This is a genomic window from Propionivibrio sp. (genome assembly GCF_049316945.1).
Lineage (GTDB): Bacteria > Pseudomonadota > Gammaproteobacteria > Burkholderiales > Rhodocyclaceae > Propionivibrio.
The window spans coordinates 1-17,617 of record NZ_JBMOJE010000044.1 but is presented as its reverse complement, the minus strand read 5'-3'; the positions used below and the strand labels follow the sequence as shown (position 1 = coordinate 17,617).

Annotated in this window: 15 protein-coding genes and 1 pseudogene; 2 read left to right on the top strand and 14 right to left on the bottom strand. The window is 58.6% G+C overall.

Going from position 1 to position 17,617, the window contains the following annotated elements; all coding sequences use genetic code 11:
• Positions 1–34 precede the first annotated feature (34 nt).
• The 3 genes from ACOYNV_RS11740 to ACOYNV_RS11730 form a co-directional block, all read right to left on the bottom strand.
• A complete protein-coding gene (locus ACOYNV_RS11740) occupies positions 35–616 on the bottom strand; it encodes a DUF4276 family protein (RefSeq protein ID WP_422899965.1) in 582 nt (193 codons plus the stop codon).
• Entirely contained in the window at positions 613–1,800 is a 1,188-nt protein-coding gene (locus ACOYNV_RS11735) for an AAA family ATPase (RefSeq protein WP_422899964.1), read from the bottom strand. Before ACOYNV_RS11735 ends, ACOYNV_RS11740 begins: the two co-directional genes overlap by 4 nt.
• A 139-nt stretch (positions 1,801–1,939) precedes the next feature.
• Positions 1,940–4,276 carry a Tex family protein gene (locus ACOYNV_RS11730; protein ID WP_422899963.1) on the bottom strand — a complete coding sequence of 779 codons (2,337 nt, stop codon included), beginning with the start codon at positions 4,274–4,276 and terminating at the stop codon, positions 1,940–1,942.
• A 168-nt stretch (positions 4,277–4,444) separates the two neighbouring features.
• Between ACOYNV_RS11730 and fliW the strand changes: the two genes are divergently transcribed.
• A complete protein-coding gene (gene fliW, locus ACOYNV_RS11725) occupies positions 4,445–4,873 on the top strand; it encodes a flagellar assembly protein FliW (RefSeq protein ID WP_422899962.1) in 429 nt (142 codons plus the stop codon).
• Between the two features lie 270 nt (positions 4,874–5,143).
• Here the strand turns inward: fliW and lpdA are convergent, their stop codons facing one another.
• The 6 genes from lpdA to ACOYNV_RS11695 form a co-directional block, all read right to left on the bottom strand.
• Positions 5,144–7,006 (bottom strand): dihydrolipoyl dehydrogenase, encoded by a 1,863-nt coding sequence (gene lpdA / locus ACOYNV_RS11720; RefSeq protein WP_422899961.1) that lies wholly within the window; start codon positions 7,004–7,006, stop codon positions 5,144–5,146.
• 13 nt (positions 7,007–7,019) lie between these two features.
• On the bottom strand, positions 7,020–8,357 hold the full coding sequence (gene aceF, locus ACOYNV_RS11715) for a dihydrolipoyllysine-residue acetyltransferase (protein WP_422899960.1): 1,338 nt from the start codon (positions 8,355–8,357) through the stop codon (positions 7,020–7,022).
• A gap of 12 nt (positions 8,358–8,369) precedes the next feature.
• A complete protein-coding gene (gene aceE / locus ACOYNV_RS11710; RefSeq protein ID WP_422899959.1) occupies positions 8,370–11,072 on the bottom strand; it encodes a pyruvate dehydrogenase (acetyl-transferring), homodimeric type in 2,703 nt (900 codons plus the stop codon).
• Positions 11,073–11,372: 300 nt separating this feature from the next.
• Positions 11,373–12,176: an alpha/beta hydrolase gene (locus ACOYNV_RS11705; RefSeq protein ID WP_422899958.1), complete on the bottom strand. Its 804-nt coding sequence runs from the start codon at positions 12,174–12,176 to the stop codon at positions 11,373–11,375.
• On the bottom strand, positions 12,160–12,537 hold the full coding sequence (locus tag ACOYNV_RS11700) for a DUF2784 domain-containing protein (RefSeq protein ID WP_422899957.1): 378 nt from the start codon (positions 12,535–12,537) through the stop codon (positions 12,160–12,162). Before ACOYNV_RS11700 ends, ACOYNV_RS11705 begins: the two co-directional genes overlap by 17 nt.
• 257 nt (positions 12,538–12,794) lie before the next feature.
• Complete coding sequence (locus tag ACOYNV_RS11695; RefSeq protein ID WP_422899956.1) at positions 12,795–13,325, bottom strand: inorganic diphosphatase; 531 nt, start codon at positions 13,323–13,325, stop codon at positions 12,795–12,797.
• A 134-nt stretch (positions 13,326–13,459) separates the two neighbouring features.
• Here ACOYNV_RS11695 and ACOYNV_RS11690 point away from each other — a divergent pair, with 134 nt between their 5' ends.
• Positions 13,460–13,732 carry a hypothetical protein gene (locus tag ACOYNV_RS11690; protein ID WP_422899955.1) on the top strand — a complete coding sequence of 91 codons (273 nt, stop codon included), beginning with the start codon at positions 13,460–13,462 and terminating at the stop codon, positions 13,730–13,732.
• 82 nt (positions 13,733–13,814) lie between these two features.
• On the opposite strand, the gene ACOYNV_RS11685 is transcribed toward ACOYNV_RS11690, so the two are convergent.
• From ACOYNV_RS11685 to ACOYNV_RS11665, 5 genes and pseudogenes are all read right to left on the bottom strand, one after another.
• Positions 13,815–14,768 (bottom strand): homocysteine S-methyltransferase family protein, encoded by a 954-nt coding sequence (locus ACOYNV_RS11685; protein ID WP_422899954.1) that lies wholly within the window; start codon positions 14,766–14,768, stop codon positions 13,815–13,817.
• Positions 14,769–14,807: 39 nt separating this feature from the next.
• Complete coding sequence (locus ACOYNV_RS11680; RefSeq protein WP_422899953.1) at positions 14,808–15,626, bottom strand: alpha/beta fold hydrolase; 819 nt, start codon at positions 15,624–15,626, stop codon at positions 14,808–14,810.
• A gap of 421 nt (positions 15,627–16,047) precedes the next feature.
• Positions 16,048–16,284 carry a hypothetical protein gene (locus ACOYNV_RS11675; protein ID WP_422899952.1) on the bottom strand — a complete coding sequence of 79 codons (237 nt, stop codon included), beginning with the start codon at positions 16,282–16,284 and terminating at the stop codon, positions 16,048–16,050.
• A gap of 160 nt (positions 16,285–16,444) precedes the next feature.
• Positions 16,445–17,056, bottom strand: a pseudogene (locus tag ACOYNV_RS11670) (alpha/beta fold hydrolase); the annotation flags it as partial.
• Positions 17,057–17,165: 109 nt separating this feature from the next.
• The coding region (locus tag ACOYNV_RS11665) for a hypothetical protein (protein ID WP_422899951.1) at positions 17,166–17,617 on the bottom strand (452 nt) is incomplete at its 5' end.

Below are 17,617 nucleotides of genomic sequence, written 5' to 3'. Positions count from 1 at the left end.
GATCGATGGTTTTGAGATTAGGACGCATAGTGAATTAACCGGAAATGGCCATCAACATTTCGGCTTGCTTGCGTATTCCCAGGACCAGATTACGGAAGCTAAGCGAACGGGTGTTTTCCATATCGAGGAATTTGCCGATTTTGCGGGAGCCGCTGACCTTTTGGTAAGCGTTTTTTGTCAGTTTGAGAAGCTCTAGGCTTGGCGAAATCAGGAGGTCTGGCTGACGGAATTTCCTTGTGTTCTGATGTTTTTTCAGGCCTGACAGATTCAGCCCAGATTCAACAGCGGCCAGATCAGCTAAATAAAAAGTTTCAAGTTCACGGCAGGCAATGCGAACCAGAGCGGATTCAGCTTTGCCGGATTCGTGGCATTTTTCCAGTAGCCGTTGTTTCACAGCTCGGCAATCGGGGTGGCTATCCTGGTCGCGGACAATAATGAACCTTGCCTCGGGATTCTGGTAACCACGTATGCGCTTCACCATCTGTTTTTCCAGATCCTGCTTCCCTTCGAAGGGAATGCAGCGGAAACCGATCTGTACGTCGAGAATTCGTGGAAGAAGCGCATCCAGCATGGCTTTTGCAGAGTCCTCTTCGAGCAGGAAAACAATTTCCTTCATCGAGGATCGGCTCCCTCAAAAAAGCCTTGTTTCCATAGGTAGCCCATCTGATCACCTTCCGCCATGTAGGCCGCAATTTGCGGATCATCCTTGGCGCGGCGAATTTCAGTTCCCCCCTGGTTTTTAACCAGCCAACACACTTCTTCCAGTTCGACGGCGTTCAAAAAGTCCGGCGAATGTGTTGAAACCAATACCTGTCCGCCGCGTTTGGCATAATCGCGAAATTCTTCGGCCAGTTCGGGCATCAATTTTGGATACAACTGATTTTCAGGTTCTTCAACGCAAAGCAGGGGGTGAGGGCGAGGATCATGCAATAGCACCAGATAAGCAAACATCTTGATGGTGCCATCGGAAACATAACGATCCAGAAACGGCGTCTTGAACGATCCGTCCTTGAAGCGCAGGGTCAGATAGCCATCTTGCAACAGCAGTGGCTCGACGGCACTTACCCCCGGTACCCGGCGAGCCATTGTGGCTAGGATTTCACTAAATACAGCGGTGTGCTGCTCGAACAGATAGCGGGCAACGAGTGGCAAGTTGTCACCCGATTCCGATAAGTGCTCAGAATCCCCCGTGGCTTCTTTGCGGCCTCGTGCCGCGCTGATATGAAAATCCGAAACATGCCAGGATTCCATCAGTTGCCGGAAAGCATTGGCCGCCTTGAAACGCTCGAATTGCCCCAGCCCCTTTATTGCCAGCGTATCCGGTGAGACTTTCTGGTTCTCACGTTCCAACTCTTCGTCCTTCTTGTTGAAATCCTCTTCGTTTGTAATGGCGTAACCTTCGCCGTTGGAAAAGTCGAGAAAGTGAAACGGGCTGCCGTGGCGGCCGCGTTTGTAGCGCAAAATTTCTCGTTTTACATAGGGCACGCTATTTAGTTCTGCAATCTCCAATGAGTAGGTCACCAGACGATCCGCGCCGGTAATCGGCATGCGGTACTGGATTTCAATAAGAATCGTATCGTCTTCACTATCTCGGCTAAGTACTTCGCGGAATCGACCTCGGCTATCAAGCGCTTGCCGAACATTGCCTTTCAGGCAGTCATGCAGAAAACCGAACACGTCGAACAGGGTGGTTTTCCCTGAACCGTTGGCGCCAACTACAACCAGAAAGGAGGGAACGTCCTTCAGGTGGACGTCACGGAACGCCTTGAAATTTTTGAGGCGGATGGACTCAATTTTCACAATGATCTCCTCGGCAAGCGGCCATCATACCGCCCGATACTTGATCGGAGTGCTTTCTGTATCAAGCCTCGCCATTCATAGACCTTCTTCGTGGGAAAGCACAGCATTCGGCTCTTGCTGTTTAAGGCTTGAGGTGTTTTCAGCGCTTGAGCTTGGCGAAGGCATTGGCCATCGCACCGGTCGCCTCAGGCTGACGTGACTGTTGCTGACGAGCTTTGTTCGACAGCGGCACGCCGCCCATTTTCGGCGGTGCGGGCGCGTCGTCGGTGAGACGCATGGTGAGCGCAATGCGTTTGCGCTGCAAGTCGATTTCGACCACCTTGACCTTGACCACGTCGCCGGCCTTGACCACTTCGCGCGGGTCTTTGACGAATTTGCTGGAGAGTACCGAAATGTGCACCAGACCGTCCTGATGCACGCCGATATCCACGAAGGCGCCGAAGTTGGCGACGTTGGTGACGACGCCTTCGAGAATCATCCCCGGCTGCAGGTCCTTGACCTCTTCGATACCGTCCTTGAAAACGGCGGTCTTGAACTCGGGGCGTGGGTCGCGGCCGGGTTTTTCGAGTTCCTTGAGAATATCCTGGACGGTTGGCAGGCCGAATTTATCGTCGGTGTATCGGGTCGGTTCCAGCGCCTTGACCAGGCGCGAATCACCGATGACCTCGCGGATGCCCTTCTTGATGTCGGCCAGAATACGTTCGACCAGCGGATAGGCTTCCGGGTGAACCGACGAGGCGTCGAGCGGGTTGTCGCTGCCGTTGACGCGCAGGAAGCCGGCGGCCTGCTCGAAGGTCTTGGCGCCCATGCGCGGGACGTCAAGCAAAGCCTTGCGGTTGGGGAAGGCGCCATTCTTGTCGCGCCAGGTGACGATGTTGGCGGCCAGCGTGCTGTTGAGGCCGGAGACGCGCGTCAGCAGCGGCGCCGAGGCGGTATTCACATCCACGCCAACGGCGTTTACGCAGTCCTCGACGATGCCATCCAGCGCACGCGCCAGTTTCGTCTGGCTGACGTCGTGCTGGTACTGGCCGACGCCGATCGATTTCGGGTCGATCTTGACCAGTTCGGCGAGCGGGTCTTGCAGGCGGCGGGCGATGGAAACGGCGCCGCGCAGGCTGACGTCAAGTTCGGGAAATTCGCGCGAGGCGTATTCGGAGGCCGAATAGACCGAGGCGCCGGCTTCGGAAACGACGATCTTGGTCATGCGCAAATCGGGCGCCAGCTTGATCAGATCAGCCGCCAGCTTGTCGGTTTCGCGCGAGGCGGTGCCGTTGCCGATGCTGATCAGGTCTACGTTGTGCTTTTTCGCCAGCACGGCCAGCGTGTGCAAGGAACCGTCCCAGTCGCGGCGAGGTTCGTGCGGGTAGATGGTGGCGGTGTCGAGCAACTTGCCAGTGGCGTCGACGACGGCGACTTTACAACCGGTGCGGATGCCGGGGTCGAGCCCCATGGTGGCGCGCTGCCCGGCCGGAGCGGCGAGCAGCAGGTCGTGCAGATTGGAGCCGAAGACGCGGATGGCTTCCACTTCGGCGCGTTCGCGCAGGGCGTTCATCAGGTCCAGTTCAAGGTGCAGGAAGACCTTGATGCGCCAAGTCCAGCGCACGGTATCGGCTAGCCACTTGTCGGCCGCTCGGCCCTGGTCGGTAATCGCGAAGCGCTTGGCGATGCGCGCCTCGCAGGGATTCTTTGCCCTCACCCCCGCCCCCTCTCCCGCAGGGAGAGGGGAGTTTTCCAGTTCGCTATCGAGCAGCAGGGCGATTTGCAGCATGCCCTCGTTGCGCCCGCGCAGCAGCGCCAGCGCGCGGTGCGAGGGAATGGCGCGGATCGGCTCGGAATAGTCGAAGTAGTCGCGGAACTTGGCACCCTCGGTTTCCTTGCCGTCGACCAGCGTGGATTTGACGACGCCGTGCGTTTCCAGGTATTCACGCAAACCACCCAAAAGCTGTGCGTCTTCCGAGAACTGCTCCATGAGGATCTGGCGGGCGCCATCGAGCACGCTCTTGATGTCGGCAAAGCCGGCCTCGGCGTTGATGAAGCGCTCGGCTTCGGCCTCCGGTGTCAGCGTCGGGTCGGCCAGCAGGGCTTCGGCGAGCGGTGCCAGTCCGGCCTCGCGGGCGATCTGTGCCTTGGTCCGGCGCTTGGGCTTGTAGGGCAGGTAGAGGTCTTCGAGGCTTTGCTTGGTTTCGACCGCGTGGATCTGGGACACAAGTTCCGGCGTCAGTTTTCCCTGTTCATCGATCGAGGCGAGGATCGCGGCTCGGCGATCTTCGAGTTCGCGCAGATAGGTGAGGCGTTCGTCGAGCAAACGCAACTGGATGTCGTCGAGTCCACCGGTGACTTCTTTCCGGTAGCGGGCGATGAACGGGACGGTGGCGCCCTCATCGAGCAGGGCGACGGCGGCGACGACCTGCTCGCGGCGAGCGCCGATTTCTTCGGCGATTTTCAGGGTGATGCGTTGTTCGACAGGGGGTGCCATCAGTGCTCAATTTTAAAAATGCGAACTATGCGCAATCACGGGGGAAAACTCAAGCGCCAATATCTGCCTGCCTGGATCATGTGTTTTTATCGTGTTGCAGGGCGTGTCCGATTGGAGTTAAATGAAGCTATCGCCAATCTGGCGTTTTCGTTTGTCAGGGGAGAATATATGAAAATTGATATCGAACGTCTCGGTTTGAAGAATGTGCCGATTGATCCTGAAACATTGTTCACTTTTCCCGAGGGCATTGCCGGTTTCGAGGACTGCAAGCGCTTCAAGCTGTTTCATGAGGAAGGTAAAGCCACAGTTTATTGGCTGCAATCCGTGGACGATACGGATGTAATGTTCCCGATCGTGGCGCCTGAATCGCTCGACATCGAGTATCAGATCGAACTCTCGGATGCCGATTGCGCACTGATTGGACTGCAAGACACAGAAGACGCAGCCGTTGCGGTGATCGTTTATCGCGATGAGGCAGAAAGTGGAAAAATTGCCGCCAACACCCGCTCGCCGGTGATTCTCAACCTGAAGAGCCGCAAGGGAATGCAGAAGGTGCTGCAGGAAGTTCACCCGACCCTGCTTTATCGCGCCCGCTGAAGAGATTCAGGCTGTTCCGCCAAGCTTGGGGCCCGAAGCTTGGCGCAGGGCTGTAACGCTTATGGATAGGCGGTCTACAGGTGGTATGCCTGAAGAGTGGCGTATTAGCTGGCTCTTCGGGCTGTATCGTTGAAGAACGCCAATTGTAGAGGCTTCCAAGGCAGACCATGTACGCCTCGTCCATTGCGCCTGTTTCCACGCCGGATTCGGATGCACCAATGCCGCCGAGCCCGTTCAGGCTGCGGCGGCTTCGCCTTGGGTTATGCAGCCTTACTTCTTCTTCACCGCCGGGATGTCGGTACAGGTTCCGTGCGCAACTTCCGCCGCCATGCCGACCGTTTCACCGAGCGTCGGGTGCGGGTGGATGGTCTTGCCGATGTCGACGGCATCGCAGCCCATTTCGATAGCCAGGCAAACTTCGCTGATCATGTCGCCAGCGCTCGGGCCGACGATTGCGCCGCCGATTACGCGATGCGTTTCGGCATCGAAGATCAGCTTGGTAAAGCCGTAGTCGGCACCGTTGGCAATGGCGCGCCCTGAAGCGGCCCACGGGAATTTGGCGACCTCGACCTTGCGGCCTTCCTTCTTCGCCTGATCCTCGGTGTAGCCGACCCACGCCACTTCCGGGTGGGTGTAGGCGACGCTGGGGATGACCTGCGCGTCGAACGCTGTGCGCGCCAGTTCGGCGTTGCCTTTCAATTCGCCGGCTGCGACTTCGGCCGCTACGTGACCTTCATGCACGCCCTTGTGCGCCAGCATCGGCTGGCCGACGATGTCGCCGATGGCGAAGATATTCGGCACGTTGGTGCGCATCTGCTTATCGACCGGGATGAAGCCGCGATCGGTAACGATGATGCCCGCCTTGTCAGCCGCGACCTTCTTGCCGTTCGGCGAACGGCCGGCCGCTTGCAGGATCATGTCGTACTTGACGGCTTCCGGTGCAACGTTTTCGCCTTCGAATTTGACGTAGAGACCGTCGTCTTTGGCTTCGACGGCAACCGTTTTGGTCTTCAGCATGACCTTGTCGAAACGGTGCAGGTTCTGCTTTTCCCATACCTTGACCGAATCGCGATCGGGGCCCTGCATCAACCCATCGAGCATCTCGACGACATCGACACGGGAACCAAGCAAGGAATAGACGGTGGCCATTTCGAGGCCGATGATGCCGCCGCCAATGACCAGCATCTTCTTTGGGACGAAGCGCAGTTCGAGCGCGCCGGTCGAATCGACGATGCGCGGGTCGCTCGGGATGAAGGGCAGATGCATGGCCGAACTGCCGGCCGCGATGATGCACTTCTGGAAGCGAATCACCTTTTTGGTACCGGTCTTGGCTTGCGCCTCGCCGTCGGTGACTTCAACCTCGATGTGGTTGGCGTCGAGGAAGCTGCCGTAGCCGCGTACGACCTCGACCTTGCGCCCCTTGGCCATGCCGGCCAGACCGCCGGTGAGTTTGCCGACAACCTTGGACTTGTGGGCGCGCAGTTTGTCGATGTCAATCTGTGGCGCGGCGAAGGTGACGCCGCAATCGGCCATGTGTTCGGCTTCATCCATCACGATAGCGACGTGAAGCAGTGCTTTCGACGGGATGCAGCCGACGTTCAGGCAGACCCCGCCGAGCGTTGCGTAGCGCTCGACGATCACCGTCTTCAGGCCGAGGTCGGCCGAACGGAAGGCCGCCGAGTAACCGCCAGGGCCGGCGCCGAGAACGAGCATTTCGCATTCGAGGTCGACTGTGCCGGCATAAGTGTCAGCCGGCACGCTGACTGCTCCCCTCTCCCCAGCGGGGAGAGGGGCTGGGGGAGAGGGGGGAGCGGCTAGAGTTGGTGATGCACCAGCCCCCTCTCCCCGGCCCTCTCCCCGCTGGGGAGAGGGGGATGGGACGGAGGCCGCATCGGCCGCCTCCAGCACCACGACCAGCATGCCTTCCGACACCTTGTCGCCGACCTTGACCTTGTATTCCTTGATCACGCCGCCAACCGGGCTGGGGATGTCGATCGTCGCCTTGTCGGATTCGAGCGTGAGCAGGGCGTCCTCGACCTTGACCGTGTCGCCGACCTTGGCGCACAGCTCGATAATCGGAACGTCCTTGAAGTCGCCGATGTCCGGGACTTTTACTTCAATGATCTGACTCATTCGTTTCTCCCGATCAAATCAGCGCGCGACGCATATCGGCCAGAAGCTGGGCGACATACACATTGAAGCGGGTGGCCATGGCGCCGTCGATGACGCGGTGGTCGGCCGACAGCGACATCGGCAGGATCAGGCGCGGCACGAATTCCTTGCCGTTCCAGACCGGCTTCATCACCGATTTGTTGACGCCGAGAATGGCCACTTCCGGGGCATTGACGATCGGCGAGAAGTACGTGCCGCCGATGCCGCCGACGCTGGAGATGGTGAAGCAGGCGCCGCTCATGTCGGCCGGGCCGAGCTTGCCGTCGCGTGCCTTTTTGGCCAGTTCGCCGCATTCGACAACGATCTGGCTCACCGACTTCTGGTCGACGTTCTTGACCACCGGAACGACCAGGCCGTTAGGAGTATCAGCGGCAAAGGCGATGTGGAAATACTTCTTCAGCACCAGACGCATTTCACCATTTTCGCCATCGAGCGAGCTGTTGAATTCCGGGAATTTCTTGAGCCCCAGTTCGCAGGCCTTGATCAGGAAGGCGAGCATGGTGATCTTGACGCCGGACTTCTCGCCGGATTTTTCATTCTCCTTGTTCAGCGACACGCGGAAGGCTTCGAGATCGGTGATGTCGGCATCCTCGTGGTAGGTCACCGCCGGAATCATCACCCAGTTGCGCGCGAGGTTCTGGCCGGAAATCTTCTTGATGCGCGACAGCGGCTTGACCTCGACGGTGCCGAACTTGGCAAAGTCAACCTTCGGCCAGGGCAGCAGGTCAAGACCGCCACCCAAACTGGCGCCGCCGGATGCTACCGCCGGTGCTGCACGACCGGACATCACGCCCTTGATGAAGGCGGTGACGTCTTCCTTGACGATGCGTTGCTTCGGCCCGGTTGCTGGAACTTTCGACAGATCGACGCCAAGCTCGCGGGCGAACAGGCGCACCGACGGGCTGGCGTGTGTGGCTGCGCCGAGCGCAAGGCCGGGTGCCGGCGGGCTTACTATGGCCACCGCAGCCGCTACCGGAGCAGCGGGTGCTGGCGCGCTTGCAGTGACAACAGGAGCGGGCGCAGGAGCAGGTGCAGCGGCAGGCTTCGCCGCCTCTACTGCAGCCCCGGCTCCGACTTCTTCCACGAGTGCCACGACCGAACCTTCGGAAATACGGTCGCCCAGCGCAACCCGGATTTCCTTGACGATACCGGCGACCGATGACGGAACGTCCATCGTCGCCTTGTCTGATTCCAGGGTGACCAGCGCGTCGTCAAGCTTTACCGTGTCGCCCACCTTGACGCAGATTTCGATGACCGGAATGTCGCTGTAATCGCCGATGTCCGGGACTTTTATTTCAATTAGTTGGCTCATGAACTGGCTCCCTTAAACCGTCATCGGGTTCGGTTTGTTGGTGTCAATGCCATATTTGGCAATGGCTTCGGCAACCTTGCTGCGCTCGATGGCGCCGTCGTCAGCCAGGGCTTTCAGGGCGTTGATGGTGACCCACACGCGATCCACCTCGAAGAAGTTGCGCAGCGCTTCACGCGTATCCGAGCGACCGAAACCATCGGTTCCCAGCGTGACGTAGCGGCGGTTGATAAAGGGGCGAATCTGTTCGGCGTACAGGCGTACGTAGTCAGTCGCCACAATGATCGGGCCGCGCGTGTCGTTCAGGCATTTCTCGACGTGCGAGAGTTTCGGCTTTTCGGTCGGGTTGAGCAGGTTCCAGCGTGCAATGTCGTTACCCTCGCGCGCCAGTTCATTGAAGCTTGGGCAGCCCCACAGGTCGGCGTCGACGCCCCAGTCGTTCTTGAGCAGTTCGGCGGCGGCGATGACTTCGCGAAAAATGGTTCCCGAGCCGAGCAGTTGCACGCGCGGTGCGGCTTGCTTGCCGTCCGAGATATTGCCTTTGCGCAGCAGGTACAAACCCTTGAGGATGTCGGCTTCGGCATCTTTGGGCATTTCCGGGTGCTCGTAGTTCTCGTTCATTACCGTGATGTAGTAATAAATGTCTTCCTGTTCCTGGAACATGCGGCGCATGCCGTCCTGCATGACCACCGCGACTTCGAACGAGAAGGTCGGGTCGTAACTGATGCAGTTGGGGATCAGGCCGGCGAGAATGTGCGAATGACCATCCTCGTGCTGCAGGCCTTCGCCGTTGAGCGTCGTGCGTCCGGCCGTGCCACCGATCAGGAAGCCGCGTGCGCGCTGGTCGGCTGCAGCCCAGTAAAGGTCCATGGTGCGTTGCAGGCCGAACATCGAGTAGCAGATGTAGAACGGAATCATCTGCTCGCCATGCACCGAGTAGGAGGTAGCGGCGGCGATCCAGTCGCTCATGGCGCCGGATTCGTTGATGCCTTCCTGCAGCACCTGGCCGTCCTTCGATTCCTTGTAGAACATCAGCTGGTCGTGGTCTTCCGGAACGTAGTTCTGGCCTTGCTGGTTCCAGATGCCGATCTGGCGGAACAGGCCTTCCATGCCGAAGGTGCGTGATTCGTCCGGCACGATCGGAACGACGCGACGTCCGATCTTCTTGTCCTTGAGCATGATGTTGAGCACGCGCACGATGGACATCGTGGTCGATACCTCGCGCCCTTCGCCGGAGGCTTTGAGCAGCGAGTCGAATGCCGAAAGCGCCGGAACCTCAAGCGGCGCTGCCGTACGCCGACGTGCCGGCAGGTAGCCGCCGAGGGCCATGCGCCGTTCGCGCATGTAAATCATTTCCGGCGAACCCTCTTCGAATTTGAGGAAGGGCAGGGCGTCGATCTGGTCGTCCGGCACCTGCAGGTTGAAGCGGTCGCGGAAGCGCATGATCGCTTCGCTGTCGAGTTTCTTTTGCTGGTGCGAGATGTTCATCCCCTCGCCAGCCAGCCCCATGCCGTAGCCCTTGATCGTCTTGGCCAGAATCAGCGTCGGCTGGTCCTTGTGATCGACCGCCGCCTTGAAGGCGCTGAAGATCTTGAAGATGTCGTGGCCGCCACGGTTGAGTTGCCACAGGTCGGCATCGGTATAGTCGGCGATCAGTTCCCTGAGTTCAGGCGTATTGAAGAAGTGTTCGCGAACATAGGTGCCGTTCTTGGCCTTGAAGGTCTGATATTCACCGTCGACGCATTCCATCATGCGTTTTTTCAGAATGCCCTTCTTGTCGCGCTCGAACAGCACATCCCAGTGGCGACCCCAGATCAGCTTGATGACATTCCAGCCGGCACCCCGGAAGGTGCTTTCGAGTTCCTGGATGATCTTGCCGTTGCCGCGTACCGGCCCGTCCAGGCGCTGCAGGTTGCAGTTGATGACGAAGATCAGGTTGTCGAGCTTCTCGCGCGCGGCCATGCCGATGGCGCCGAGCGACTCGACTTCGTCGGTTTCGCCGTCACCGAGGAAGGCCCAGACCTTGCGGTCCTTGGCCTCGATGAAGCCACGGCTTTCCATGTACTTCATGAAACGCGCCTGGTAAATCGCCTGGATCGGACCGAGTCCCATCGACACCGTCGGGAACTGCCAGAAGTCGGGCATCAGCCACGGATGCGGATAGGAGGAGAGACCCTTGCCGCCGGTTTCCTGGCGGAAATTGTCGATCTGCTCGTCGGTCAATCGACCGAGCAGGTGGGCGCGGGCATAGACGCCGGGAATCGAGTGTCCCTGAAAGAAGATCATGTCGCCGCCGTGCTGTTCGGTGGGCGCGCGCCAGAACCAGTTGAAGCCGACATCGTAAAGCGCTGCCGCCGAAGCGAACGAAGCGATGTGGCCGCCGACGTTGGTGTCGCGGTTGGCGCGCACGACCATGGCCATGGCGTTCCAGCGGATGTAGTTGCGGATGCGGATTTCGATGGTGGCGTCGCCCGGATACTTGGGCTGGCGATCAACCGGGATGGTGTTCACGTATTCGGTGGTGGCGCTGTACGGGATGTCGATCCCTTCTTCGCGCGCCTGGGCGATCAGGTTCTCGATCAGGAAGTGGGCACGGTCGTTGCCTTCCTGGGCAATCACGCCGGTCAGCGCGTCTTGCCATTCGCGGGTCTCTTGCGGATCGGCATCGTTTATAGCCGATATCAATGTATTCGTTGTGTTTTCGGGCAGTGCTGCCATGTCTTGTCTCCTGGCTGATAGGGGCTTTCCGTTCACCCAGTGTGGACGCGAAAGGCAAGGGTAATACTTTGTTTTGATGGAAAGTACGGCATCAACCATGCGGTTTATTCCGCATTGTAAAATAATATTTTGCAATGCGCGATGTAAAACTGGCGCTATGACCTTCGCTGGGGTTTAAAAGTTCATTATTTTTGTGTTGATGTGAGCAGGTTCGGGGGGGCTGATTCGACATTGAGCCGATGGCCTTCCATGGCGCAGAAGTTGGGAAAACGCCTTGTCGCCCTGCCAGCGCCTGATTTTCTAGCTGCCGATCAGGAAGCCGATGACCGACTGCCACCACGCTGCATCGACGTGGCCCATCCAGTCGTTGTGGTCGGCGGCAGGAACGATCCACAACTGCTTCGGTTCAGAAAGGCTCTCGAACAATCGGTGGCCGAAGTTGGGCGGCACGATGCTGTCGTGCTCGGCGATGATCACGGCGACACGGCCGTTATACCCGGAGAGATTCGCCACGCTGTCATAGCGGTCGCGCATTATCAATCCGACTGGCAACCACGGGTAGTGATGGTGCGCGATGCTTTCAATCCGGTCCCAGGGGGTGATCAGCAGAACGGCGTCAACTTTGGCGGACTTGGCCACGGCGGCGGCAACGCCGGCGCCCAGCGATTCTCCGGCGAGCAGCAGCGGCCCCGGGAACTGGCGGCGGGCCTGCGCCAGGGTCTCGGCCGCGTCGGCGACCAGGGCAGCTTCGCCCAGCTTGCCTGCACGCGCACCGTAGGCCGGATATTCGGCCAGGATCACGCGCAAGCCGAGGCGGGTGAGTTCGCTGGCATACCATTCGCGGTGCACTGCCTGCCCGGCATTGCCGTGAAACAGCACCAGCGTGCCACGGGCCGGCCCTGCGGCTTCGCGCAGCAGACCCCGGTAGTCGTCTTCGCCCGGCCACGCTGTCAAGTCGTGGCGGCGGGCATCGGCGAGAACGGCCGCGAGCGGCGGATTCTCGGGGAAGTAGATCAGATCATCCTGGAACATGGCGACTCCCCCTACGAACAGCAGGACTACGATGGACAGGGGCATGACCAGCCCGCTAACGCGGCTGGTCATGCTGTTTCGCCCGGTGACGCATCAAGGTATACGCCACCACGTTGATGGCAATGACACCGATGCCCAATACGACCTGTACGTCGTGCGACAGTTCATGCGGATAGATGATGGGCAGCAGGTAGTGCTCGATAAAACCACCGCGATAGCCAGTCTCGCCGCTTAACCAGCGCAGGCGGTTTTCCAGTGGCGTGAGCGGACATATCTGGCCGGTGATTTCGATCAGTCCGGCCCATATCACTGCCGGCAGGTGCAGCCAGGCAAGACGCGGGAAATGCCAGACCAGCAAGGCTCCCAGCACGGCAAACAGGATGAAGGCCAGGTGAAACAACAGCGTGGCGTCGGCCAGCAAGGAGTAAAACATGGCGGCGACTCAATCAGGGCGAGGTCGGCAGGCAGCATCACTCGCCACTGGATGCCGCCGTCTCAGGGTGAAGGCGTGCCAGCCGACAACTCCCATGAAGTCGCCACCAGAACGAATGACAGGAACCAAACCGTATGCCTGCGGGGTCATGTCGCACTTTCAGAATATTGGAAACTTAAGGTTCTTTGAGAGGAACCAGGAGCAAGGTAATTTACGATGCATCCTGAAGCCGATGTTTTATCGTGCATGGTAAATGATCAGAACTCAATCGGTGATCCATTCCACGCAGCGTGTCGCGGTCGGGCGCGAGCGAGGGCTTGTGTGGCCTCGCACCACCCCTCGCAGGCATTGCGCCCCGGGCGGCGACGCCAAATGTTCAGGAGTCCCTTGCACTTCGCGTAGAAGTGAAAAAAGCGCAGCACATTTTCGCACTCGGTCAGGCTGGGCGCGCTTTCGCTGCAGATCAGCTTGTCGTCCGACAGGCCGCGATCGGTCAGTGTCACTGCTCCCCACACCTTGATCCGTTTGCATGTACCGAGCGGCAGCCGGGGACCAAGCACCAGTGCATCCAGCAGATCGCCATCGAGACCCAGTAAGTCGGGTACGGATCCGTAGTTGAACGGGCACGGCAGCGGAGAAATGAAATCGACGCGGCCGTTGGATCCGTGCTTGAGAAAACTGCCCCGTGGAATCTCGATCACCACCTCGACCTCCGGTGGCTCGGCTGTTCCCTTCAGAGCTATCGATGGTCTGCGGTTGGCGTCGTTCATGGCGAAAGTGTAGGCCAATCCGGCAGGCTCAGGCCCGTCAATTTCTTCCGGGATACGTACACAATCATCACAGAGCGTTACTCGACACGGGTCAACTAATCCTCCCGGTCTACGTTTATTGGGCATAACAACATTATTTAATGGAGCCAAAAATGATTGCCAACCAACAAGAATCCACCCAGTTCATTCAATCGCTTAAACGTGCTGGTATCGTGATTGGAAACGAACGGGAAGTCATCGAGCGCCTTGGTAAAGCCCGTGAATGGCACTTCGCTTTCGCTACGCTCGCCAGGCAGGGCAAAACGCTCGGGATCTGGTTCGCCGCGACGGCCAGGACACGCTCGATCCAGTTGCAGCGTTTGTTTGCCAAGTACCACTTCCCAAGCAATGCCGAGGCGGCCTTCGAAGCCAGCTTGCAAGGTTGAGTTGCGGCACGCAGTTGCTTTTCTGACGCCAGCAGCAACAAAATTACGGAACTCGATTGCGGGTTCCGTAATTTTTTTCTGCTCACAGCCGCTGCGGTGTTGTCAGATCCCGCGCCAGGCAATCGATATGCCGTTCATCGGTACCGCAACATCCCCCCAGCACCTTCATTCCCAATTCGCCGTGAAGTGCCGATACGCTTCTTCCGAAGGTTTCCGGCTCTTCTTCCACCAACTGGTGGCTGGCATCCAGTTCTTCCGGGCTGAGGGCGGCGGTGTTGGCCAGCAGGCCGATCACCCGCTCGCGGACCAGTGGGGATGAGTTGCTCTCGTGCAGCATGGCACGACGAAAGATCGAGGCATGGGTGCAGTTGATCAGATAAGCCAGAGGACGTGGCGTTATCGCACTGTCGATGGCGGCAATGGCCTCCTTTAGCGGTGTGCCATCGAGCAGCGTTCCTTCCGGGCGGGCGACAAAACTGATCAGGTAGGGGAGGCCGGTTGCGGCCTGGGCTCGGGCCAGACCAATGGCCTCGCTCAGCGCCGGAAGGGTCGCCGCCAGCAGAATGTCGACTCCCGCAGCGGCCAGCGCATCGGCTTGCCAGGCATGGAATTCGCCTGCGGCATGAGCGGTCATGGCCTCGGCCGGCTTGTAGGCATCGCCACGGCAACTCATCAGCCCGCAGATAGCCACCTGCTGGGAATAATCCCCGTAACTGTCACGCAAGCCGGCCAGAAATCGGGCGTTGTCGCCATTCAGATCATGGCCAGCGAGTCCAGCACGCGCAATGCGATCCCGTCCTGCTCGCCAAGTGGGGGTCGAAAGCAGCAGCGGCAATTTGTAGTGTTGGCCGATACCCAAGTATTGGCGGTAGATGGCCTCCATGGCCGCTAGACCTGTTTCCTGGTAGATCAATGCTGAATTGACTACCTGGTCGTCAAGCTGGATTCCGGAGTCACGCCTTAAACGCTCGATCACCGCACCTTCGCCCAGGATCACCGAAGAGGCTGCCAGAAGTTCCTGAAATTTGTTGCTCATTTTTTTCTCCGTGCCTTGTTTGCCAATCATGGGAGACAGTTATGCCAACTTCCCGGTTTCAGTCGATAACCGACTGGCGTTTGAGGTTATGAATGCCAAAACCCCCTGAATCACCGATTCCGGCTGATCGCGTTGGGGTGAATGACCGCAGCCGGGCAAGATCAGCAGCGTGGTCTCTGGCACTCGGCGCTTGATGCCGTAGATTTGCTCAAGCGTTGCGTATTCATCGTCTTCGCCCTGAATCGCCAGAACCGGGCAGGCGATCTTTTCAACCTCAGCCTCGATGTTCCAATCCTGATAAGCAGGATCAAGCCAGATGTCGTGCCAGCCGTAGAACGTCGAATCGACATCGTCGTGATAGCGATCGAGCCGCTCCCTGAGGCCTTTTTCATGGTAAGCGACCCGCGCAGCCTGGATGTTTTCGACACAGATATCCTCGACAAAAATATGCGGCGCCATGACGATGATCGCTGGGTAACGCGACGCATCATCGGCGGCAGCAAGCAGCGCGATACTCCCGCCGTCGCTGTGTCCAAACAGGTAAGGTCGAGTCACGCCAAGCGCGTCCAGAAACTCGGGCAGCACTTCAGTAGCTTCCCGGTGCAGATAATTCCTGGGCAGTTTTTCATGCCGCAGACGCGCGGTCGAATGACCGTAGCCAAACCGCGAATAAATCAGACCACGCACGCCGAGCCGGTCGCAAAGTCGCTGTGGAAAACCGCGCCACATGGCAATGCTGCCCAGGCCTTCGTGCAGGAAAACCATCACCGGAGCATCGCTTGCGGCGGCGCCAGTCCAGCAGTATTCCAGTTCAAGGCTACGGCCTGACGGGCTGATTAGTATGCGTTCTCTTGTCACCTCAGGTATCTCCGATGTATTGGTTGCGGGTAGCCACCAACATCCGCTGGATTATCTCGCGATCTTCATGTCTTCGATCAAGGGCGAGCAAAGGGATTGCACAAAAATTTGTTCAAACGCCAAGCAATTAATTTACCGTGAACGGTGTTGGCTCTGGCTTGATTTTCTTGTGGAAATTCATGCGACGTTGAAGCACTTCAGGAACGCTTGGCCGGCGGTTACCATTGGTAACATGGCTGCAGCCACTATGGATAGGCGATCTGCAGCCTGTGTGCCTGAAGAGTGCCGTATTTATTGGTCTGCCAGCCCGGCTTCTTGCAGATCGCCTACTGGAGGGGCTTGCAGGCAGGTGGTTTGAAATAGGCGTGCGGCGCTACCTGCACTTTCGACCGGATAGGAAAATAGTGGACTACGATTTTCTCTACGTGGTTTCCTTATCCTCACTGAAAACCGTGGTCTGTCCCCGGTTTTTCCGATCGAGCGCCTTGGAGAAGCCCGTGAATGGCACTTCGCTTTCGCTACGCTCGCCAGGCAGGGCAAAACGCTCGGGATCTGGTTCGCCGCGACGGCCAGGACACGCTCGATCCAGTTGCAGCGTTTGTTTGCCAAGTACCACTTCCCAAGCAATGCCGAGGCGGCCTTCGAAGCCAGCTTGCAAGGTTGAGGTGCGGCGGGTAGCTACTTTTCTAACGCCAGCAGCAACAAAAATACGGAACTCGATTGTGGGTTCCGTATTTTTTTCTGCTCACAGTCGCCGCGGTGTTGTCAGAGTCCGTGCCAGGCTGTCGATGTGCCGTTCATCGGTACCTCAAAACCAGTCATGCCGAGGTGCCAGTTTCACCCGAGACCCGGCTGGCGTTTTCATTGATGAATGCCAAAACCCCCTGAATCACCGATTCCGGCTGATCGCGGTGGGGTGAGTGAGCGCAGCCAGGCAAGACGAGCAGCGTTGTCTCTGGAACTCGGCGTTTGATACCGTAGATTTGCTCAAGCGTGGCGTATTCATCGTCTTCGCCCTGAATTGCCAGAACCGGGCAGGCGATCTTCTCTACCTCAGCCTCGATGTTCCAATCCTGATAAGCCGGGTCAAGCCAGACGTCGTGCCAGCCGTAGAAGGTCGAATCGACATCGTCGTGATAGCGAGCCAGCCGCTCTCTGAGGCCTTTTTCATGAAAGGCGACGCGCGCAGCCTGGATGTTTTCGATACAGATTTCCTCGACAAAAATATGCGGCGCCAACACCACGATCGCCGGGTAACGCGACGCTTCATGGGCGGCAGCAAGCAGCGCGATGCTGCCGCCGTCGCTGTGTCCAAACAGATAGGGCCGAGTGACGCCAAGGGCGTCCAGGAACTCCGGCAGCACTTCAGTTGCTTCCCGGTGCAGATAGTTTTTTGGCAGTTTTTCATGTCGCGGACGCGCGCTCGAATGACCGTAGCCGAAGCGTGAAGAATAATAGGGGTCAGACTCCTATTGTCGCTCTACTTACCTTTTGATTCTTTTCGTGGACGAACTGCTTTTTCCAGGTTTATTGCTGCGATCAATGCGAAGCGGCTCCCTTTAGCCGGTTATTGGCATAAATGGCGGCGATCAGACCGGAAAGCAATAGCAATGTCCCCGGCAGGATGAACTGCACGCCTTGCACAACCGGACTCTGTGGCAGCAACTGGCTGGCGAAACCGATGCGGGCGAAGCTGGTAAGCGCCAGCACCGAGAAAAAACTGCCCATGAACAGGCCCTCCGCCCCGCGCGTGCCGAAGACCGAGGACTGTTCCATCAGCCCGGCAAAGGCAGCCGCCCAGCCGATCCCCGCCAACAACTGCATCAGGATGAGCATTCCAAGGTTGCCAGCGGCAAGTGATGCGTAACTGGCGAACGCCGTTAGCACAATGCCGCCACTCGCTACTTTCAGCGAGCCATAACGCTTGATTATCGCTCCCAGGCCGACCAGCGCAGAAAAAAAACCGAGCCAGAGAATTGGCATCAGCCAGG